Origin of the sequence: Salinarimonas sp., from assembly GCF_046292825.1 — a bacterium.
Taxonomy (GTDB): Bacteria; Pseudomonadota; Alphaproteobacteria; order Rhizobiales; family Beijerinckiaceae; genus Salinarimonas.
Window position 1 is genome coordinate 40,114 of record NZ_JBKBQG010000019.1, and the last position, 20,338, is coordinate 60,451.

The window sequence follows — 20,338 nt, forward strand, 5'->3', positions numbered from 1 at the left end:
TCTCGTCCGCGCCGCCCGAAGCCCCCTCGAGCGACGCGGGCTGCATTAACTGGGTGATGGCGCGCGTCCTGTCAAATCGGGGCGAGTGCGGTGATGCGGCGCGGGGGAGGCGAGGGGAGGGGGGGCGATGACACCCTTCCCCCCCTCCCGCCCCCTCTTCCCCCCGCCGCCCCCACCCGCTAACGTCCGCGGCCCCAGCGACAAGCCAATGCGAGAGCCCCCATGTCCCTGCGCGTCGCGGTCCAGATGGACCCCATCGAGCACATCAAAATCGCCGGCGACACCACCTTCGCCCTCCTGCTCGAGGCGCAGGCGCGCGGGCATTCGCTCGTCTATTTCACGCCCAACGATCTCTCGATGCGCGACGGGACGGTGGTGGCGCGGATGCGCGATCTCCAGGTCGCGGACGTCGAGGGGGCGCATGCGCGGCTCGGCGAGCCGCGGCGGGCGGCGCTCGCGGAGGCCGTGGACGTCGTCCTGATGCGCCAGGATCCGCCCTTCGATCTCTCCTACATCACCGCGAGCCACCTCTTGGAGCGCGTCCACCCGCAGGTTCTCGTCGTCAACGATCCCCACCACGTGCGCAACGCGCCCGAGAAGATCTTCGTCACGGAATTCCCCCACCTGATGCCGCCGACGCTCATCTCGCGCGACAAGGCCGAGATCGAGGATTTCCGGCGCGAGCACGGGTCCGTCGTGATGAAGCCGCTGCACGGGCACGGCGGGGCGGCGGTGGTGCGGCTCACCCCCGACGACCCGAATTTCGGCTCGCTGTTCGATCTGTTCTCCGTCACCTTCCGCGAGCCTTGGGTGATCCAGAAATTCCTCGAGCGCGTCACCGAGGGCGACAAGCGCATCCTCCTCGTCGACGGGGAGCCCAAGGGCGCCATCAATCGCGTGCCGGCGCCCGGCGACATCCGCTCGAACATGGTGCGCGGGGGCGCCGCCGGGGCGACCGACCTCACGGCGCGCGAGCGCGAGATCTGCGAGACGATCGGCCCGTCGTTGAAGCGCATGGGCATGATCCTGGTGGGCATCGACGTCATCGACGGCCTCCTCACCGAGATCAACGTGACCTCGCCGACGGGCGTGCGGGCGGTGAAGCGGCTCGGCGGGCCGGACCTCGCGGTCGACGTCTGGGACGCGATCGAGGCGAAGCGGCGGGGCTGAGCGCGGCGGCACCGGGTCGCGGGGCGAGCCCCACCCCCGCCTTGCGGGCGCAAATCGCCCCCCCTATATCAGCCGCGGTCGGGGACGCGGCGCGGATCGCGGGCCCGGCGCATCGCGAAACACACCAGTCCATGTGAAGTCAGCCATGGGCCGAGCTGCTTCGGGGCTCGGCGGTCTGCTTGAAAGTGAGGGATCCCGCCATGGGTAAGGTCATCGGTATCGATCTCGGCACGACGAATTCCTGCGTCGCGGTCATGGAAGGCACCACGCCCCGCGTCATCGAGAACGCCGAGGGCGCACGCACGACGCCCTCCATCGTCGCGTTCACCGACGAGGGCGAGCGCCTCGTGGGCCAGCCGGCAAAGCGCCAGGCGGTCACCAATCCCGAGCGCACCTTCTTCGCGATCAAGCGCCTGATCGGCCGCACTTTCGACGACCCGACGACCAAGAAGGACCAGGCGCTCGTCCCCTACAAGATCGTTCGCGGCGGCAACGGCGACGCGTGGGTCGAGTCGGACGGCAAGCAATATTCGCCCTCGCAGATCTCCGCCTTCACCCTTCAGAAGATGAAGGAGACGGCGGAAAGCCATCTCGGGCAGCCGGTCACCCAGGCCGTCATCACCGTCCCCGCTTATTTCAACGACGCCCAGCGCCAGGCGACCAAGGACGCCGGCAAGATCGCCGGGCTCGAGGTGCTGCGCATCATCAACGAGCCGACCGCGGCCGCGCTCGCCTACGGCCTCGACAAGAAGCAGACCGGCACGATCGCGGTCTACGATCTCGGCGGCGGCACCTTCGACATCTCGATCCTGGAGATCGGCGACGGCGTGTTCGAGGTGAAGTCGACGAACGGCGACACCTTCCTCGGCGGCGAGGATTTCGACATGCGCGTGGTCGAGTACCTCGCCTCCGAGTTCAAGAAGGAGCAGGGCATCGACCTCACGAAGGACAAGCTCGCCCTCCAGCGCCTCAAGGAGGCCGCGGAGAAGGCGAAGATCGAATTGTCCTCGACGACGCAGACCGAGATCAACCTGCCCTACATCACCGCCGATTCGTCGGGCCCCAAGCACCTGACCATGAAGCTCTCGCGCGCCAAGTTCGAGAGCCTCGTCGACGATCTCATCCAGCGCACCGTCGAGCCCTGCCGCAAGGCGCTCAAGGACGCGGGCCTCAACGCGGGCGAGATCGACGAGGTGGTGCTCGTCGGCGGCATGACCCGCATGCCGAAGGTCCAGGAGGTGGTGAAGTCCTTCTTCGGCAAGGAGCCGCACAAGGGCGTCAACCCCGACGAGGTCGTCGCGATCGGCGCCGCCGTCCAGGCGGGCGTGCTGCAGGGCGACGTGAAGGACGTGCTGCTGCTCGACGTGACCCCGCTCTCGCTCGGCATCGAGACGCTGGGCGGCGTGTTCACGCGGCTCATCGACCGCAACACCACCATCCCGACGAAGAAGTCGCAGGTCTTCTCGACGGCGGAAGACAACCAGAACGCGGTCACGATCCGCGTCTTCCAGGGCGAGCGCGAGATGGCGGCCGACAACAAGCTGCTCGGCCAGTTCGACCTCGTCGGCATTCCCCCCGCGCCGCGCGGCGTGCCGCAGGTGGAGGTGACCTTCGACATCGACGCCAACGGCATCGTCAACGTCCAGGCCAAGGACAAGGCGACCGGCAAGGAGCAGGCGATCCGCATCCAGGCCTCGGGCGGCCTCTCCGACGCCGACATCGAGAAGATGGTCAAGGACGCGGAAGCCCACGCCGCCGAGGACAAGAAGCGCCGCGAGCTCGTCGAGGCCCGCAACCAGGGCGAGGCGCTCGTCCACTCGACCGAGAAGTCGCTGAAGGAGTTCGGCGACAAGGTCGGCGAGGCCGACAAGCAGGGCATCGAGACCGCGATGAGCGCCCTGCGCGAGGCGCTCGTCGGCGAGGACGTCGAGGTGATCAAGTCCCGCACGCAGGACCTGATGCAGGCCTCGATGAAGCTCGGCGAGGCGATGTACAAGGCCTCCCAGGAGGGCGGTCCCTCGGACGACGGCGACGAGCCCGGCGCGAAGAAGGACGAGGACGTCATCGACGCCGACTTCCAGGAGGTCGACGACGAGGACAAGAAGAAGCGCGCCTGACGGCGTCCTTCCCCAGCCGATCGTGCCGCCGCCGACAGCGCGAGCTTGACGGCGGCGGCGCATGCGTGTCCCCTGACGCGTGTCCCCTCGCGGGAATCGTCTCCGACGCTCCCGCGCGGGCGATCGCGGGAGCCGGGCGGGCGGCGCCCGCGGATGAGATCGAGGCACCGGCCCTTCAATGTCGAAGCGCGATTATTACGAGATCCTCGGCGTCGAGCGGAATGCCGACGAGAAGACGCTCAAGAGCGCCTTCCGCAAGCTCGCCATGCAATGGCACCCCGACCGCAATCCCGGCAACGCGGAGGCCGAGCTCAAGTTCAAGGAGCTCAACGAGGCCTACCAGGTTCTCTCCGACGAGCAGAAGCGCGCCGCCTACGACCGCTTCGGCCACGCGGCCTTCCAGAACGGCGGCGGCGGGCCGGGCGGCCCGGGCTTCGGGCCCGATTTCTCCGACTTCATGTCGGACATCTTCGAGAACTTCTTCGGCGAAGGCGGCGGCGCGCGCACGCGCGGGCGCTCGACCGGCGGTCGAGAGCGCGGGGCGGACCTGCGCTACAATCTCGAGATCGCGCTCGAGGATTGCTTCCGCGGCAAGGCCGAGGAGCTGACGATCCCCACCGCGATCACCTGCGAGGCCTGTTCGGGCACCGGCGCCAAGCCCGGCTCGAAGCCGAAGGTCTGCGGCACCTGCAACGGCTACGGGCGGGTGCGCGCGACGCAGGGCTTCTTCACGATCGAGCGCACCTGCCCCACCTGCGCGGGCCGCGGCGAGATCCTCGACGATCCCTGCGACATCTGCCGCGGCGCGGGCAGGGTCACGCGCGAGCGCACGCTCACCGTCAACATCCCCGCGGGCGTCGAGGAGGGCACGCGCATCCGCGTCGCCGGCGAGGGCGAGGCGGGCCTGCGCGGCGGGCCCTCGGGCGACCTCTACATCTTCCTTTCGATCAAGCCGCACGCCTTCTTCCAGCGCGACGGCGCCGACCTCTTCGCGCGCGTCCCGATCTCGATGTGCACGGCCGCGCTCGGCGGCGAGGTGACGGTGCCGACGATCGACGGCTCGGACGCGCGCGTGAAGATCCCGGAGGGCACCCAGACCGGCAAGCAGTTCCGCCTGCGCGGCAAGGGCATGCCGGTCCTGCGTTCGCGCGACGTCGGCGATCTGTACATCCAAGTCGTCATCGAGACGCCGCAGAACTTGACGAAAAGGCAGCGTGAGCTCCTCCAGGCCTTCGAGGCGGAATGCTCGCGCGACACGCATCCGGAGAGCCACGGCTTCCTGAACCGCGTACGCGAGTTTTTCGACGGTCTCGGTGGATCAGGGCGGGGTTGACGCACGTTCGTCGGGTTGGTGTAACGGATCGCGCGGGCTCGCCGCGGGACAGTCACAGGGGGAGGAGGCGCGCGTGCTTCCGAACATGCGGCGTCAGGCCGACAGGAAAGGTCCCGATCTCGAGGACGAGGCGCGCTTCCTGCGTTCCTGGCTCGAGCGGCCCTTGATGACGGGGGCGGTGGCGCCGTCGGGCAAGGATCTCGCGCGCGCCATGGCGCGATTCGTCGATCCGCGCCGCGAGGGGCAGGTGGTCGAACTCGGCCCCGGCACGGGGCCGGTCACCGAGGCGTTGATCGAACGCGGCATTCCGCAGGAGCGGCTCGTCCTCGTCGAGTTCAACCCGGATTTCTGCAAGCTCTTGAGCCAGCGCTTCCCGCGCGCGACGATCAGGCAGGGCGACGCCTACGACATTCGCCACACGCTCGCCGGCAGCCTCGTCGGACCCGCGGCCGGCGTCGTCTCCTCGCTGCCGCTGTTCACGAAGCCGGTGACGGAGCGTCTGCGTCTCCTGCGCTCGGCGATGGACCTGATGCAGCCGAACGCGCCCTTCGTGCAGTTCACCTACGCCGTCGTTCCGCCGATTCCGAAGCATCCCGGCGAGTACACCGCCGAGGCCACCGGCCGCATCTGGCTCAACCTGCCGCCCGCGCGCGTCTGGGTCTATCGGCGACCCGCGCATCGGTGAGGCGCCCGGGAGGCGCCGCGTCCCCCGCGCGGATCACCCGCTCGCGTCGCAGGTGGCGAGAAGCCCCGCCATGATTCGCCCGCGGCTCGCGAGCGTGTCGACGAGGATGTGCTCCTCGAGCGTGTGGAACTTGTCGCCCTCGACGCCGAGACCGTCGAGCGTCGGGATCCCCATCGCGCCCGTGAAATTCCCGTCCGAGCCGCCGCCGGCGCTGCGATGGGTCAGCGTCACGCCGATCGAGGCGGCGAGGGCGCGGGCGCGCTCGAACAAAGCGAGCGTCGCCGCGGAGGGCTCCCAGACCGGGCGCGTCACGCCGCGGCGGACGTGGAAGGCGACCTCGCCGGTCGCGTCGGAGAGCGCGAGCATGCGCGCGACGCCGTCGTCGAGATCCGCCTGACGCTTGGCCATCGAGAGCACCTCGCCCCGTGCCCGGCTCGCGACGCAGTTCACCCAGCGCCCGGCCTCTACGACGCCGACGCTGAACGTGCAGTCCTCGCTCGTCATCGCCTCGATCTCGAGGATGCGCCGCGCCATCTCGCGGATCGCCGAGCGCCCCTCCGAGAGGCGCGCACCGGCATGGCTCGGCCGGCCGATCGTCTCGATCTCGAAGCGCGCGATGGCGTAGCGGCCGCTCGTGGTCTCGCCGCCGATGCCGCCGGGCTCCGGCACGAGGACGAGAGCCGCCTTCGCCGCCTCCGCCTCGATGAGATCGCGCGTCGCGGGGCTGCCGACCTCCTCGTCGCTGGTGAAGAGGATCGTGACGGGGAGCTTCGTCGGGATGCCCGCCGCCTTCAGCTGCCGCAGCGCTTCGAGCGCAAGATAGTTTCCGCCCTTCATGTCGCAGATGCCGGGACCGTAGGCGCGCGCGCCCTCGCGGCGGAAGGGGAGATCGGCGAGCGTGCCGACGGGGTGGACCGTGTCCATGTGGCCGAGGACGAGGATGCCTCTGCCGTCGGGAGAGCCGATCCGCGCGCGCAGGCAATCGCCGAAGCCGAGGCGGCCGGGGATGCGCTCGGGCGCGGCGCCGAGATCGACGAGGTCGCGCGCGGCAAGGTCCATCATGCGGCCGACCGCCGCCGCATCGTAGGTCGGGCTCTCGCATTCGATCCAGGGGCGCAGGCCCGCGAGCATCGCGTCGGCGTCGAAGGGCAGGCGGGCGATGTCCATACGCTCAGACCTCCGGCGCGGTGCGGGTCTCGACGAGACGGGCGAGCAGGCTCGCGCCGATCGGCAGGATCGAATCGTCGAGAACGAAAGCAGGATTGTGCAAGGGCACGTCGCCGCCGTGGCCGACCCAGAGATACGCCCCGGGCACGATGCGCAGCATGTCGGCGAAGTCCTCGCTCGCAAGCGAGGGCGGATGATCGGCGCGGACGCCCGACGCCCCGACGATCTCGGCTGCGACCGCCTCGGCGGCCGCGACCGCGCGGGCATCGTTCTCGAGCACGTCGAACACGTCGCGGATCTCGAGCGCGATCTCGACGCCATAGGCCGTGGCGAGCCCCTTGGCGAGCGCGCCGAGGCGATCGCCCATGATCGTGCGCGCCTCGCGGTGGAAATAACGCAGGGTGCCGGCGAGCCGGGCCTCGTCGGGAATGACGTTGTAGGCGCTGCCCGCCTCGATGCGGGTGATCGAGAGCACCGCCGGGTGCAGCGGGTGGACGTCGCGCGCGACGACCGATTGCGCGCTCTGCGCGAACGCGGTCGCCACGACGACGGGGTCGCGCGCCAGGGACGGCATGGCCGCGTGCCCGCCTTTGCCGCGCACCACGATGTCGAAGAAGCTCGCCCCCGCCATCGCCGCCCCCGGCGTGATGCCCACCGCGCCGAGCGGCAGGTCGGGCGCGTTGTGGAGGGCGAAGATCTCGTCGCAGGGGAAGCGCTCGAAGAGCCCGTCGGCGATCATCGCCCGCCCGCCGCCGAGGCCCTCCTCGGCGGGCTGGAAGATCAGGATCGCGGTACCGGAGAAATCGCGGCTTGCCGCGAGATGGCGGGCGGCGCCCAAGAGCATCGTCGTGTGCCCGTCGTGGCCGCAGCCGTGGAAGAGGCCCGGCACGGTCGAGCGATAGGGGAGGTTCGTCGCCTCCTCCATCGGCAGGGCGTCCATGTCGGCGCGAAGCCCGATGCGGCGGCCGGGGCCCTTCGCGCCGGCGATCACGCCCACGACACCGGTCCCGCCGATTCCCGCGTGAACCTCGTCGCAGCCGAAGGAGCGCAGGAGCTCGGCCACGCGCGCGGCCGTGCGGTGCTCGGCGAAGCCGATCTCGGGATGGGCGTGGAAATCGCGCCGCCAGGCGGTCAGGTCCGCGGAGCCGGCGTCGATGGCGGGGAGGGGATTCATGGCTTTGGCACCTCCCGTGAGGCGGGGGGGACGAAGGCGGGGCCGTGCGGGCTGATCCGGATGCCCGGCGCGAGCCGGGTGAAGGGGAGGGCGCCGGGGTCGATCGGCATCGCGCCGGGCGCCGCCGCGACGAGGATCGCGCGGGCGATGGGGTCGAAATCGGCGCGGAAATGGACGGAGCTCTTCACGACGAGGACGTCCATGGCCTCCGGCTCGATGCCGACGTAGCGGAACATCGCCCGATCCGCCATCTGCGCCTTCGCCGAGGCGACCGCGATGCGCACGCCGCCGATCCGCAGGCAGGCGGACGGGCCGAGCCTCATGCGCGAGCCGCCGTAGAACGCCCCGTCGGCGACGAGAACGCCGTCCGAGAGCGCCTCGACCGTGAACGTGCCCTCGAAGGGCGCATCGCCGGGGATGCCGGAGGCGCCGCCGAGCGCGAGCGCGATCCGCGCGCCGATCCCGGCCTCGTGCGCGGCGGCCGCGGCGCGCGGATCGACGATCAGACCGATCGCCGCGCGCTCGATCCCCGCCGCCACGAGGGCGCGCAGCAGGCCGGTCGTGTCCGAATCGCCGCCCGCGCCCGGATTGTCCTGGGTGTCGGCGATCACGACCGGCCCGCCCTCGCGCGCGGCGATCGAGCGTGCCCGCGCCACCGCCTCCTCGGGAGAGAGCGCCTCGCCGGCGAAGCCGCCCTCGGCCGCGATCACGCGGGCCGCGAGCGCGTCCGCCGCGCGCTCGGCGCTTTCGGAATCGTCGGCATAGCCGAGGATCGCGGGCGCGCAATCGGGGATGTCGGCGGCGGGGAAGCCCGGAAGGAAGGAGAGGGAGGCGATCGCGGGATCGGTCGCCTCGGCCTGCGCGAGCGCGGCGTAGATGGAGCGCGCCGGCTCGAGATCCGTGCATTGCCACACGGTCGGGATCAGGAAGGGGATCTGCCGAAACGCCTTGGCGAGGGGGCGACCGTCGATAAGGCGCAGGAGGAGGGCGATGGCGCGCTCGCCGGTGCGCGCCATGTCGACATGCGGATAGGTGCGGAAGGCGACGAGCGCGTCCGCCGCCTCGACCATGCGCCTGGAGACGTTGCCGTGCAGGTCGAGCGCGGCGACGAGGGGCACGCCCGGCCCGATCAGCGCGCGAACGCGCGAGAGGATCTCGCCCTCGCCGTCCTCCACGTGCTCGGCGACCATGGCGCCGTGGAGATCGAGGAAGACCCCGTCGAGGGGGCCCGCCGCTTCCAGATGCGCGAGGAGGCGCCCGAGGATCTCCTCGAAGGCCTCGCGCGTGACGTGGGCCGACGGGACGGCGGCCGTCCAGAGCGTCGGCACGATGCGCAGGCCCGCGGCGCGAGCCGCATCGAGCGCGCCGGCGATCCCGATATTCACGCCGTCGACCGCCGGGAGCATCGCCTCGCCCTCGGCGAGACCCGGCCAGCCGCCGCCCTCGTGAAAATGGGCAAGCGTGGCCTTGGTCGGCGCGAAGGTGTTCGTCTCGTGGAGGAAGCCGCCGATCGCGATGCGGGGCCTCGCCTCGTCTGCGTCGTCGCGCGCCATGCCCGATGGGCTCCTCTGCCTGGTTCGACGACGAGCCTAGCGGCCCCCCGTGCCGCCGTCGATGCCGCAGCGCCCGGCGCGGACGCCCATGCCGGTGGGGTATGGGTGCGGCGTCGCGCGCATCGCGGATGGGGAGCCCGTGGCGCTTTACCCATCGTGAGAGCCCGGCCTAGGCTCGGGGGGCACGTGACAGGGAGTGGTCATGACCGACATCCACGATCTCGACGCCGCCGCCCTCGCCGCAGCCTATCGCGCGCGCGCACTCTCCCCCGTCGAGGCGACGCGCCATCTGATCGCGCGGCGCGACGCGATGGAGCCGGCGATCCGGGCCTTCACCCATGTCGACGACGACGCGGCGCTCGCGGCCGCGCGAGCCTCCGAGGCGCGCTGGCGGGCCGGCGCGGCCCTCGGTCCGGTGGACGGCGTGCCCGCGACGATCAAGGAGAACGTCGCCGTCGCCGGCTGGCCCTCGGCGCGCGGCTCGGTCGCGCTCGAGAGCCCGCCTTATGAGGACGACGCGCCCGCGACGATGCGGCTGCGCGAGGCGGGCGCGGTGCTTTTGGGCCAGACGGCGATGCCCGAATTCGGCTGGAAGGGCCTCGGCGACAGCCCCGCCCACGGTGTCACCCGCAATCCATACGACCTCGCGCGCTCGCCGGGAGGCTCCTCGGCGGGAGCGGCTGCGGCGGCGGCGCTCGGGATCGGCGTCCTGCATATCGGCACCGACGGGCTCGGCTCGGTGCGCATCCCCTGCGCCTTCACCGGGCTACCCGGCCTGAAACCCACCTCCGGCCGGGTGCCCGCCTGGCCGGCTTCGCCGATGGGGCTCCTCGCGATCCTCGGGCCGATGGCGCGGAGCCTCGCCGACGTCGCGCTCCTGTTCGAGCTGATGGCGCGCCCGGACGATCGGGATTCGCTCGCGACGACCGAGGCGGCGCCTGCGGCGCGCGCGGGGCTCGAGGCGGGCGTGCGCGGCCTGCGCGCGGCCTGGAGCCCGCGTCTCGGCTATGTCGTGGGCCTCGATCCGCGGATCGAAGCCGCCTGCGAAGCCGCGCTCGCGCCGCTGCAGGCGGCGGGCCTCGCGATCGAGGCGCGCGACCCGGGATTCGCGGATCCGATCGACCTGTGCAACGTCTTCTGGCATGCGGGCTCGGCCACCGTCCTGCGCAAAATACCAGAATCGCGTTGGGATATGTGCGACCCCGGCTTCCTGCGTGGCGCGCAGGCGGGCATGGCGCTGCCGGCGGTGCGTTATGCGGAGGCGATCGCCGAGCGCGCATCCTTCGTCGAAGCCATGCGCCGCTTCCACGAACGCTTCGATTTCCTGATCACGCCGACGATGCCGATCCCGGCCGTGCCGATCGGAGCCGACCTGCCGCCGGGATGGGCACACGGGACGGATTGGACCTCCTGGTCGCCCTATACCTATCCCTTCAACCTCTCGGGCCAGCCGGCCGTGACGGTGCCCGTCGGCCTCACCGAGGACGGATTGCCGATCGGGCTGCAGATCGTCGGCCGGCGGGGGGAGGATGTGCGGGTCCTCGCGACCGCGCGCGTGATCGAAGCCGCGATCGCGTACGTCCATCCCGACACGCCCCGCGGCATGCCGCTTGCTTAATCGTGACTATCGCGTGAGCAGATGCGGGGCAGAGCGTGCTTGACCATGGGTCAACCCCCGTGCTCCGATCCGAAATCCGGTCTCGACGCCGGAGGCGAACGAACAAAGGGGAACGACAATGCGGATCAAGACCACCCGCCGACAATTCCTCGCCGGCGCCGCCGCGGCGACAGGGGCGGCGACCCTGCCCTTCGGGGCCCTGCCGGCGCGTGCGGCGCCGAGCGGCATCCTGCGCGTCATCCCGCACGCCTCTCTGACGATCCTCGATCCGGTGGCGACGACGGGCTATATCGTCCGCAACCACGGCTACATGATCTTCGACACCCTGTTCGCGCAGGACGCGAACCTCCAGGTCCAGCCGCAGATGGCGAGCGGGGTCGAGATCTCCGACGACCGCCTGACCTACCGCATCTCGCTGCGCGACGGCCTCGCCTGGCACGACGGCAGCCCGGTCACGGCCGAGGATTGCGCGCTCTCGCTGATCCGCTGGGGCAAGGTCGACGGCATGGGCCGGCGCCTGTTCACCTATGTCGAGGAATGCACGCACGACGGCACGGACACGATCGTCCTGAAGCTGTCGCGGCCCTACGGGCTCGTGCTGCAATCGATCGGCAAATTGTCGACGAACGTGCCCTTCATGATGCCCAAGCGCCTCGCCGAGAAGCCGCATACCGAGCGGCTAACGGCCGAGGAGCAGATCGGCTCGGGCCCCTTCAAGTTCGTGGCGAGCGAGTTCCGGCCCGGCGCCCGCGTCGTCTACGAGCGCAACGCGGATTACGTCCCGCGCGACGAACCCGCCTCGAACGCCGCCGGCGGGAAGGTGGTGCATCTGGAAGGCGTCGAGTGGATCAACTTCCCCGATCCGAACACGCAGCTCAACGCGCTCATGACGGGCGAGGTCGATTATTGGGAGCAGGTGCCCGCCGATCTCGTGCCGATCGTCGGCTCGATGCCGGGGGTGAACGTCCAGAACTTCAACCCGCTCGGCAATGTCGGCATGGCCCGCTTCAACAGCCTCGTCGGCCCGAGCGACAATCCCGGCGTGCGCCGCGCGATCGTGCGGGCGCTCGATCAGACCTCGCTCCTGCAGGCGGCGGTCGGCTCGCCGGACTTCTACCAGACCTGCCATTCGGTCTTCCCCTGCGGGACGACCTTCGCGAACGACGCGGGCTCCGAGCTGATCGCCGAGCCGGATCTCGAGGACGCGCGGCGCATCCTCGCGGAATCGGGCTATGACGGCGAGCGCTTCGTCATCCTCGCGACGACCGACATCCCGGTCCAGACGAACTACATCCAGGTCGTCGCCGACACGATGCGGCGCATCGGCATCAATGTCGACGCGCAGGCGATGGACTGGGCGACGGTGCTCCAGCGCCGCACGAGCCGCAATCCCGTCGACGACGGCGGCTGGAACATGTTCGTGACCTGGTGGGAAGGCGCCGACCTCCTCGATCCCGTGGTGCAGTTCGCCCTCTCGGCGGCGGGCGACGGCGCCTGGGTCGGCTGGGCGGACGATCCTCGGATCGAGGAGATCCGCACGCGCTTCGCGGAAGCGGCCTCGACGGAAGAGCAGCTGCAGCTCGCCCGCGACGTCCAGGAAGCCTTCTTCGAGCAGAACTTCCACGCGATGCTCGGGCAGTTCTTCGTGCCGACGGGCTTCCGGGAGAACGTCACCGGCATCCTCGAGGCGCCGCCCTTCTTCTGGAACATCCAGAAGAGCTGATCGCGAGAGGTCCCGGCGCGCGCGTCCGCGGGCGCGCCGGTCCTCCTCCCTTCGGGAAACGCCATGCTCGTCCTCGTCCTGCAACGCCTCCTCTCGACGATCCCGGTGCTGCTCGTCGTCGCCGTCGTCGTCTTCATGATGCTGCGCGTATCGGGCGATCCGGCCGCGATCCTCGCGGGCGACACCGCGACGAGCGAGCAGATCGCCGCCGTGCGCGAGGCGCTCGGCCTCGATCGGCCGGTCTGGGAGCAGTTCCTCGCCTGGTTCGGCCAGGTCCTGCGCGGGGATCTCGGTCAATCCCTGTTCACGGGCCTGCCCGTGACGACGCTGATCGCCCAGCGCATCGAGCCGACCCTGATGCTCGCGACGACGACGATCGTGTTCTCGGTCCTCGTCGCGGTGCCGCTCGGCGTGCTCGCCGCCTGGCGCTCGGGGACCTGGATCGATCGCGGGGTGATGGTCTTCGCCGTGCTCGGCTTCTCGGTGCCGGTCTTCGTGCTCGGCTACGTCCTGATGCTCGGCTTCTCGATCAATCTGCGCTGGTTTCCCGTCCAGGGCTATACGAGCCCCTTCGTCGATTTCCGCGCCTTCGCCTCGCAGATCGTGCTGCCGACGCTGACGCTCTCGTGCATCTACGTCGCGCTCATCGCCCGCATCACCCGTGCGAGCGTGCTCGAAGTGCTCAACGAGGACTATATCCGCACGGCCCGCGCCAAGGGGCAGATCGAGCGCACCGTCCTCTTCCGCCACGCGCTGCGCAACGCCGCCGTGCCGATCGTCACGGTGATCGGGCTCGGCGTCGCGCTGCTCATCGGCGGCGTCGTCGTCACCGAGAGCGTTTTCAACATTCCCGGCCTCGGCCGGCTCGTCGTCGATGCGATCACGCGGCGCGACTACCCGATCATCCAGGGGCTGATCCTGTTCTTCGCGCTCGTCTACGTCGTGCTCAACCTGATCATCGACCTGACCTACACCCTGCTCGACCCGAGGATCCGCTATTGAGCCCCGCGCCCGACACCACCGTCGCGCCGGGTGCGAGCCCGGCCGAGACCGACGCCGACCTCGAGGCCGCGCCGCCGAGGCGGCCCGCCTCGCGCCTCTCCGCGACCCTCGCGCTCGTGCGGCGCTACCCGCTGGCCGCGCTCGCCGCCCTCGTGCTCGCCGCGATCGCGCTCGGCGCCATCTTCGCGCCCTTCATGGGGACGACCGACCCGACCGCGCTCGCGCCGGCACGGCGGCTCGCGGGCGCCTCCGCCGAGAACTGGCTCGGCACGGATCATCTGGGCCGCGACATCTGGAGCCGTCTCGTCTTCGGCGCGCGGGTGTCGGTCGTGGTCGGCCTCGCGGTGGCGGTGCTCGCGATCGTGGTTGGCCTGGTGATCGGGCTGTTCACGGGCTTCATCCGCTGGCTCGACCCGATCGTGATGCGCGTGATGGACGGGCTCATGGCGATCCCCGGCATCCTGCTCGCGATCGCCCTCGTCTCGGTCTCGGGCGCGAGCATCACCACCGTCATCATCGCCATCGTGGTGCCGGAAGTGCCGCGCGTCGTGCGCCTCGTGCGCGCGGTGGTGCTCTCGGTGCGCGAGGAGCCCTATGTCGAGGCGGCGATCTCGGTCGGCACGCCGCTCGTGAAGATCCTGTGGCGCCACGTCCTGCCCAATTGCGTGCCGCCGCTGATCGTGCAGGCGACCTACGTCGCCGCCTCCGCGATGCTGACCGAGGCGATCCTCTCCTTCCTCGGCGCCGGCACGCCGCCGACCGTGCCCTCCTGGGGCAACATGGTCGCGGAGGCGCGGCTCCTCTTCCAGATCGCGCCGTGGAACCTGCTCTATCCCGGCATCGCGCTCGCGATCACGATCCTCGCGGTGAACATCCTGGGCGACGCGCTGCGCGACCGCCTCGATCCGAAACTCGCCAAGCGCGTCGGCCAGAGGTGAGGGAGGCGGCGATGGACAAGCCCGTGCTCGAGATCCGCGATCTCACCGTCGCCCTGCCCGAGGGCGCCGATCGCGCGCATGCGGTCGAGAACGTCTCCTTCACGGTGGCGCCCGGCGAGATCGTCTGCGTGGTCGGCGAATCCGGATCGGGGAAGTCGGTCACCGCCTTCTCCGTGATGGGGCTCCTGCCCTCCGAGCTCAAACCGAAGACGGGCGAGATCCTGCTCGAGGGCGAGAACGTGCTCGCCGCCTCGCCCGAGCGGCTGCGGGATCTGCGCGGCACGCGCATGGCGATGATCTTCCAGGAGCCCGCGACCGCGCTCAACCCGGTGATGACGATCGGCGACCAGATCGACGAGGTCCTCCAGATCCACACGAAGCTCGGCGAGAAGGAGCGGCGCGAGAAGGTGATCGCCATCATGGAGGCGATCCACCTGCCCGATCCGCGCGCGCTCTACGACCGCTATCCCCACCAGCTCTCCGGCGGCCAGCGTCAGCGCGTGATGATCGCCGCCGCCATGGTGCTCGATCCCGCGATCCTGATCGCCGACGAGCCGACGACCGCGCTCGACGTGACGACGCAGGCGCAGATCCTCCAACTGATCAAGGAGATGCAGGAGCGCCGCGGCACGGGGGTGCTGTTCATCACCCACGATTTCGGCGTCGTCGCCGAGATTGCCGACAAGGTCGTGGTGATGCGCCGGGGCGTCGTCGTGGAGCAGGGGCCCGCGCGTGCGGTCTTCGCCAATCCGAGCCACGATTATACCCGCATGCTGATCGCCTCCGTGCCGAGCCTCGAGCCGCCGTCGCGCCAGCCGATCGCCGGGGACGTCGCGGTGCGCACGAGGAAGCTCGTGAAGTCCTATGGCGGCGGGGGCCTGTTCGGGCGGGGCAAGGGCACGCTGCTTGCCGCGAACGAGGTCGACATCGCGGTGCGCCGCGGAGAGACGCTCGGGATCGTGGGCGAATCGGGGTCGGGCAAGTCGACGGTCGCCCGTTGCATCGTGCGGCTCGTCGATCCGACGTCCGGCGAGATCGAGCTCGGCGGCATCGACATCGCGCGCCTCTCGGCCGCTGCGATGAGGCCTCATCGCCGACGCGTTCAGATCGTCTTCCAGGATCCCTATCGCTCGCTCAATCCGCGCCGCACGGTCGGCGCCTCCGTGATCGAGGGGCCGATGAATTTCGGCCTCTCGCGCGAGGACGCGCTCGCCCGCGCGCGGCGCCTGATGGGGCTCGTCGGCCTCTCGCCGGACGCGCTCGAGCGCTATCCGCACCAATTCTCCGGCGGACAGCGCCAGCGCATCGCGATCGCCCGCGCGCTCGCGATGGAGCCGGACGTGCTGATCGCCGACGAGGCGGTCTCGGCCCTCGACGTATCGGTGCAGAAGCAGGTGCTCGAATTGCTCGATCAGGTGAAGCGCGAGTTCGACCTGGCGCTCCTGTTCATCACCCACGACCTGCGCGTCGCCGCCCAGATCTGCGACCGCATCGCGGTGATGCGCCGCGGCGAGGTGGTGGAGGAGGGGCCCACGCGCGAGCTCTTCCTGAACCCCCGCCACGACTACACCCGCACCCTCCTCGCCGCGGCGCCCGGGCGCCATCTGGTGGCGCCGAGCGCGGCGTGACCGCCGGTGTCATCCCCGGCCGGAGCGCCGAAGGCGCGCAGGGAAAGGGGACCCAGCATGAAGACGTGTGCGGAGCACACTTTCGCGGCGGCGACGAGCCGCCTCGTCGGCGGCTTAGGGAGCGCCTTCGGCGCAGGTAATGTGCTGGGTCCCCTTTCCCTGCGCACGCTTCGCGTGCTCCGGCCGGGGATGACACGGATAAGCATTTCCGAGGCTGTCATCCCGGACGCCGAAGGCGATCCGGGACCCATACGCTCGACGTGTCAGTCGCAGCCTGTAGGCTGCGTTTCGCCGAGTTTCGACGACGTGCAGGAGCGAGCGCGGCATGCGCGCTCGGTCGATCCTCGGAGCGTATGGGTCCCGGGTCGGCTTCGCGGCCCGGGATGACAGCGTCCGCTTCACCGCGAACCACTATCCCCCGGCCCATACCCGAACGGGATCGCCGGCTGCTCCGCCGTCTCGACGAACAAGCTCTTCGCCTGCGTGTACTCCGCCATCACCTCCGCGCCCGAGGAGCGGCCGAAGCCGGAGCCGCGCATGCCGCCGAAGGGCATCTGGACGGAGAGCGTGCGGTAGCCGTTGACCCAGACCGTGCCGGCGCGCAAGGCGCGCGCGACGCGCAAAGCCTTGGCGCCGTCGCGGGACCAGACGGCGCCGGCGAGATCGAATTCGCTCTCGTTGGCGATCGCGACCGCCTCCGCCTCGCCGTCGAAGGGGATCACGCACAGGACCGGGCCGAAGATCTCCTCGTGGGCGAGCGCGTGGCGCGGATCGTCGAGGAGGAAGACCGTCGGCGCGACGAAGAAGCCGCTCTCGCCCGCCCCCTCGGGACGCCCGCCGCCGCAGACGAGCTGGGCGCCGGATGCACGTCCCCGCGCGATCGCGGCGAGCACGCGCTCGTATTGGGCGCGGTTCTGGATCGGGCCGATCTCGGTCGCGGGATCGGCGGGCGCGCCGACGCGCAGCCGCCGCGCGCCGTCCGCCACGATGGAAAGCACGTCGTCGAGCGCCGCGCGCTCGACGAGGAGGCGCGCTCCGGCGGTGCAGCTCTGGCCCGCGCCTGCGAAGATCGCGCCCTGCGCGGCCTTGCCCGCGGCCGCGAGATCGGCGTCCGCGAAGACGATGTTCGCCGATTTGCCGCCGAGCTCGAGCAGCGACGGGCGGCCGGCGGCGGCGGCGAGCGCGGCGACCTTGCGGCCGGTCTCGACCGAGCCGATGAAGACCGCCTTGCCGCAGCGCGCGTCCGACACGAGCGCCGCGCCGATCGTCGCGCCGAGACCCGCCGCGACGCCGATCGCGCCCGCCGGCACGCCAGCCTCGATCAGGAGGCGCGCGAGCATCAGCGAGGTCGCGGGCGTCCATTCCGACGGCTTGAGGATCGCCGCATTGCCGGCGGCCAGCGCCGGGGCGAGCTGCCAGCCGGCGGTGAAGATCGGCGCGTTCCACGGCGTGATCTGGACGATGGTGCCGAGCGGTTCGGGCACGACGAGGGCGAGGTGGCTCGTCGCGACCGGCACGACGCGGCCCTCCACCTTGTCGGCGAAGCCGGCGTAGTAGCGCAGCATCTCGGCGACCTTGGCGACCTCGCCGCGCGCGTCGCGGATCGGCTTGCCGACGGTGAGGCTCTCGATCTGCGCGAGCGCCTCCGCGTCGCGCGCCACGAGATCGGCGGCGCGGGCGAGGATCGCGCCGCGTGCCGACGGCGCGAGCGCGCGCCAGGCGGCGCCGCCGCGCGCGGCCGCCGCGTGCAGGCGCTCGGCGAGGGCGGCGCCCGCGTCCCGATAGGTCGCGAGCACCGTCTCGGTCGCCGGGTCGACGAGGGCGATCGGCGCGCCGGTGCCGGGCACGATCGCGCCGTCGATCAGGCTGCCGATGGAGAAGCCGAGCCGCGCTTCGAGATCGCCCATTCGCGTCACTCCCTGCGCGAGCCGTCCCGGCCGGCATCGACGAGGCGGTTGAAATCGGAGCCCGCGCCGAAGCGGGCGAGCGCCTCGGCGACGGCTTCGGCCGTCTCCGCACCCAAGGACCCGAGCCCGCCGAACGCCTCCCCGAGCGAAGCGGCGAGGCGGACGTCCTTGGCCATGAGGCCGAGCGAGAAGCCGCTGTCGTAGGTCCCGCTCAGGACCCAGTTCGGCAGGTTCGTCTCGATCGCGGCGCTGCGGCCGGAGCCCGCCTGCAGCACCCGCAGGAGCGCCTCGCCCGAGATCCCGGCCGCTTCGCCGAGCCGCAAGGCCTCGCCGGCGAGCAGCAGATGGGCCGCGCACAGGAGGTTGTTGACGAGCTTCGCCACGTTGCCCGCCCCCGGCCCGCCGCAGGGCACGACGAGCCGGGCGAGGGGCGCGAGGATCGGCTCGGCGCGCGCGACGTCCTCGGGCGCGCCGCCGGTCATCACGAGGAGGCGCCCCTCCGCCGCCCCCGCCGCTCCGCCGGAGACCGGCGCATCGACGAAGCCGACGCCCGCCGCCGCCGCCCGTTCCTGGATCGCGCGGGTCGAGCGCGGATCGGCGGTCGAGGTGTCGATCACGAGGAGGCGTTCTGCGGCGGGGCTCTGGGCGAGCACCTGCGCCATGGTCTCCTCCACCGCATCGCTCGCCGGCAGCGACAGGAGGAGGACGTCGCAGGTGCGGGCGAGCGCGGCGACGTCCGGTGCGGTCTCGGGCAGGCCCTCGGCGCGGGCAGGGTCGCGGTCGAAGGCGATCACGCGGTGGCCGGCGCCGAGGAGGCGGAGCGCCATCGGCCGGCCCATCGCGCCGAGCCCGACGATCCCGATCGTCGCGGGCGCGCTCATCCGCGCTCCCCCGCGAGCGGCTCGACGCCGCACCAATGCGCGACGAACAGGGCCATCGCCTTGGTGATCCGGCGCACGGATTCGATCTCCACCGCCTCGTCGATGCCGTGGATCGCCCGGCAATTGGGACCGTAGCAGAGCGAGGGGATGCGGTCGTAGAGAACGTGCACGCGGTTGTCGAGATAGCCCGGCGTGACGAAGCTCTCGAGCGGCGTGCCGAACACCGCCGCGTGGGCGCGCGCGAGCGCGTCCTCCGCCTCGCTGCCGGGCTCGAGCACGTAGCCCTGCGAGAAGAAGCCGTGCCAGGTCACGCGCGGCGGCGAATCGGCGAGGGCGGGGTGCGCGGCGGCGGCGCGGGCGAGGTGCTCCTCGACGGCCGTGCGGACCTCCTCCGCCGTCTGTCCGGGATACATCGCGAAGCGCGCCTCGAACCGGCACCAGGCCGGCACCATCGAGGCCCAATCGCCGCCCTCGATGCGGCCGATATTCAGGTTGAGGGCGTGCGGCAGATCCTCGAAATGAGGGTGATCGCCGTGCCGCGCGTTCCAGGCGGTCTCGAGCTCGCGCAGCGCCCCGATCAGCCGGTAGGCGGCGTCGATGGCGTTGAAGCCCTCGGCCATCTCGCGGGTATGGGCGGGGCGGCCCTGCACCTCGACCGTGAACCAGACGACGCCGACATTGGCGCGCACGAGCTTCTCGTCCTCGGGTTCGGGGATGAGGGCGGCGTCCGCGCGGTAGCCGCGCAGATGGGTCGCGAGGGTGCCGTTGCCGGTCGATTCCTCCTCGACCACGGACTGGACGTGGATGCGCCCCGTCGGCGCGAGGCCGGCGGCGCGGATCGCGTCGAGCGCGAAGAGGTTCGCGGCGTGCCCCGCCTTCATGTCCGCCGCGCCGCGGCCGTAGAGCCAGCCGTCGCGGATCACGGGCTCGAAGGGCGGATGCGTCCACATCGCGAGCGGCCCCGGCGGCACCACGTCGACATGGGCGTTGAGGATGAGCGAGCGGCCGCGCTCGACGGGCGGGCGATAGGTCCCCACCACGTTCCAGGCCCGCTCGTAGGACACCGCGACCGGGCCGGCGCCCGGATGGCTCGCGAGGTCTTCCGGCGACAGGCGCCAGCGGTCGATCTCGAGCCCGCGGGCGCGAAACGCGTCGGCGACGAAGTCCTGGATCGTGTGCTCGTCGCCCCGCAGCGAGGGGTGCCGTACGAGATCCTGCGTATAGGCGATCTGCGCCTCGAAATTCCGATCCACGGCCTCGCAGATCGCCCGCTCCGCCGTAGAGGACAGCATGTCACGGCCTCGCCCGAAATCGATGTCGAGCAAGAGGATAACGGTCGAACTTCGAGCGTCAATCGCGGCGCGGCGCGATCGCGTGCGCGAATGCGGCTTCCCGGTGCGCTCGAACGACAGGCTTGGCGGATTCCGTGAGACAGCGCTTGC

The 20,338-nt window shown here is 71.1% G+C and carries 15 protein-coding genes; 9 read left to right on the forward strand and 6 right to left on the reverse strand.

Going from position 1 to position 20,338, the window contains the following annotated elements; translation table 11 throughout:
* Positions 1 to 222 precede the first annotated feature (222 nt).
* From gshB to ACK4UM_RS11165, 4 genes are all read left to right on the forward strand, one after another.
* On the forward strand, positions 223 to 1,170 hold the full coding sequence (gene gshB / locus ACK4UM_RS11150) for a glutathione synthase (protein ID WP_409798765.1): 948 nt from the start codon (positions 223 to 225) through the stop codon (positions 1,168 to 1,170).
* Between the two features lie 200 nt (positions 1,171 to 1,370).
* Complete coding sequence (dnaK, locus tag ACK4UM_RS11155) at positions 1,371 to 3,287, forward strand: molecular chaperone DnaK (RefSeq protein ID WP_409798767.1); 1,917 nt, start codon at positions 1,371 to 1,373, stop codon at positions 3,285 to 3,287.
* Positions 3,288 to 3,465: 178 nt separating this feature from the next.
* Entirely contained in the window at positions 3,466 to 4,620 is a 1,155-nt protein-coding gene (gene dnaJ / locus ACK4UM_RS11160; RefSeq protein ID WP_409798769.1) for a molecular chaperone DnaJ, read from the forward strand.
* An 85-nt stretch (positions 4,621 to 4,705) separates the two neighbouring features.
* On the forward strand, positions 4,706 to 5,305 hold the full coding sequence (locus ACK4UM_RS11165) for a class I SAM-dependent methyltransferase (RefSeq protein ID WP_409798833.1): 600 nt from the start codon (positions 4,706 to 4,708) through the stop codon (positions 5,303 to 5,305).
* Between the two features lie 33 nt (positions 5,306 to 5,338).
* On the opposite strand, the gene ACK4UM_RS11170 is transcribed toward ACK4UM_RS11165, so the two are convergent.
* Genes ACK4UM_RS11170 through ACK4UM_RS11180 form a run of 3 tightly spaced genes read right to left on the reverse strand, consistent with a single transcriptional unit; the run spans position 5,339 to position 9,199 of the window.
* Positions 5,339 to 6,472, reverse strand: coding sequence for a M20/M25/M40 family metallo-hydrolase (locus ACK4UM_RS11170; protein ID WP_409798771.1), 1,134 nt, complete (start codon positions 6,470 to 6,472; stop codon positions 5,339 to 5,341).
* 4 nt (positions 6,473 to 6,476) lie between these two features.
* Positions 6,477 to 7,646, reverse strand: coding sequence for an amidohydrolase (locus ACK4UM_RS11175; protein ID WP_409798773.1), 1,170 nt, complete (start codon positions 7,644 to 7,646; stop codon positions 6,477 to 6,479).
* On the reverse strand, positions 7,643 to 9,199 hold the full coding sequence (locus tag ACK4UM_RS11180) for a M81 family metallopeptidase (RefSeq protein ID WP_409798774.1): 1,557 nt from the start codon (positions 9,197 to 9,199) through the stop codon (positions 7,643 to 7,645). Before ACK4UM_RS11180 ends, ACK4UM_RS11175 begins: the two co-directional genes overlap by 4 nt.
* Before the next feature lie 202 nt (positions 9,200 to 9,401).
* Here ACK4UM_RS11180 and ACK4UM_RS11185 point away from each other — a divergent pair, with 202 nt between their 5' ends.
* The 5 genes from ACK4UM_RS11185 (at position 9,402) to ACK4UM_RS11205 (ending at position 16,108) form a co-directional block, all read left to right on the forward strand.
* Positions 9,402 to 10,817, forward strand: a complete 1,416-nt coding sequence (locus ACK4UM_RS11185) for an amidase (protein ID WP_409798775.1) — start codon at positions 9,402 to 9,404, stop codon at positions 10,815 to 10,817.
* Between the two features lie 118 nt (positions 10,818 to 10,935).
* Positions 10,936 to 12,540: an ABC transporter substrate-binding protein gene (locus tag ACK4UM_RS11190; RefSeq protein ID WP_409798777.1), complete on the forward strand. Its 1,605-nt coding sequence runs from the start codon at positions 10,936 to 10,938 to the stop codon at positions 12,538 to 12,540.
* Between the two features lie 63 nt (positions 12,541 to 12,603).
* Positions 12,604 to 13,542 (forward strand): ABC transporter permease, encoded by a 939-nt coding sequence (locus ACK4UM_RS11195; RefSeq protein WP_409798779.1) that lies wholly within the window; start codon positions 12,604 to 12,606, stop codon positions 13,540 to 13,542.
* Positions 13,539 to 14,480, forward strand: a complete 942-nt coding sequence (locus ACK4UM_RS11200) for an ABC transporter permease (protein WP_409798781.1) — start codon at positions 13,539 to 13,541, stop codon at positions 14,478 to 14,480. Before ACK4UM_RS11195 ends, ACK4UM_RS11200 begins: the two co-directional genes overlap by 4 nt.
* An 11-nt stretch (positions 14,481 to 14,491) precedes the next feature.
* Positions 14,492 to 16,108, forward strand: coding sequence for an ABC transporter ATP-binding protein (locus ACK4UM_RS11205; protein WP_409798783.1), 1,617 nt, complete (start codon positions 14,492 to 14,494; stop codon positions 16,106 to 16,108).
* A 398-nt stretch (positions 16,109 to 16,506) separates the two neighbouring features.
* Here the strand turns inward: ACK4UM_RS11205 and ACK4UM_RS11210 are convergent, their stop codons facing one another.
* From ACK4UM_RS11210 to ACK4UM_RS11220, 3 genes are read right to left on the reverse strand one after another with little or no spacing between them, the layout of a single operon-like run.
* Positions 16,507 to 18,015: an aldehyde dehydrogenase family protein gene (locus tag ACK4UM_RS11210; RefSeq protein ID WP_409798785.1), complete on the reverse strand. Its 1,509-nt coding sequence runs from the start codon at positions 18,013 to 18,015 to the stop codon at positions 16,507 to 16,509.
* A 5-nt stretch (positions 18,016 to 18,020) separates the two neighbouring features.
* Positions 18,021 to 18,896 (reverse strand): NAD(P)-dependent oxidoreductase, encoded by an 876-nt coding sequence (locus tag ACK4UM_RS11215; protein WP_409798787.1) that lies wholly within the window; start codon positions 18,894 to 18,896, stop codon positions 18,021 to 18,023.
* Positions 18,893 to 20,188, reverse strand: a complete 1,296-nt coding sequence (locus ACK4UM_RS11220) for an ArgE/DapE family deacylase (RefSeq protein WP_409798789.1) — start codon at positions 20,186 to 20,188, stop codon at positions 18,893 to 18,895. Before ACK4UM_RS11220 ends, ACK4UM_RS11215 begins: the two co-directional genes overlap by 4 nt.
* Between the last annotated feature and the right edge of the window lie 150 nt (positions 20,189 to 20,338).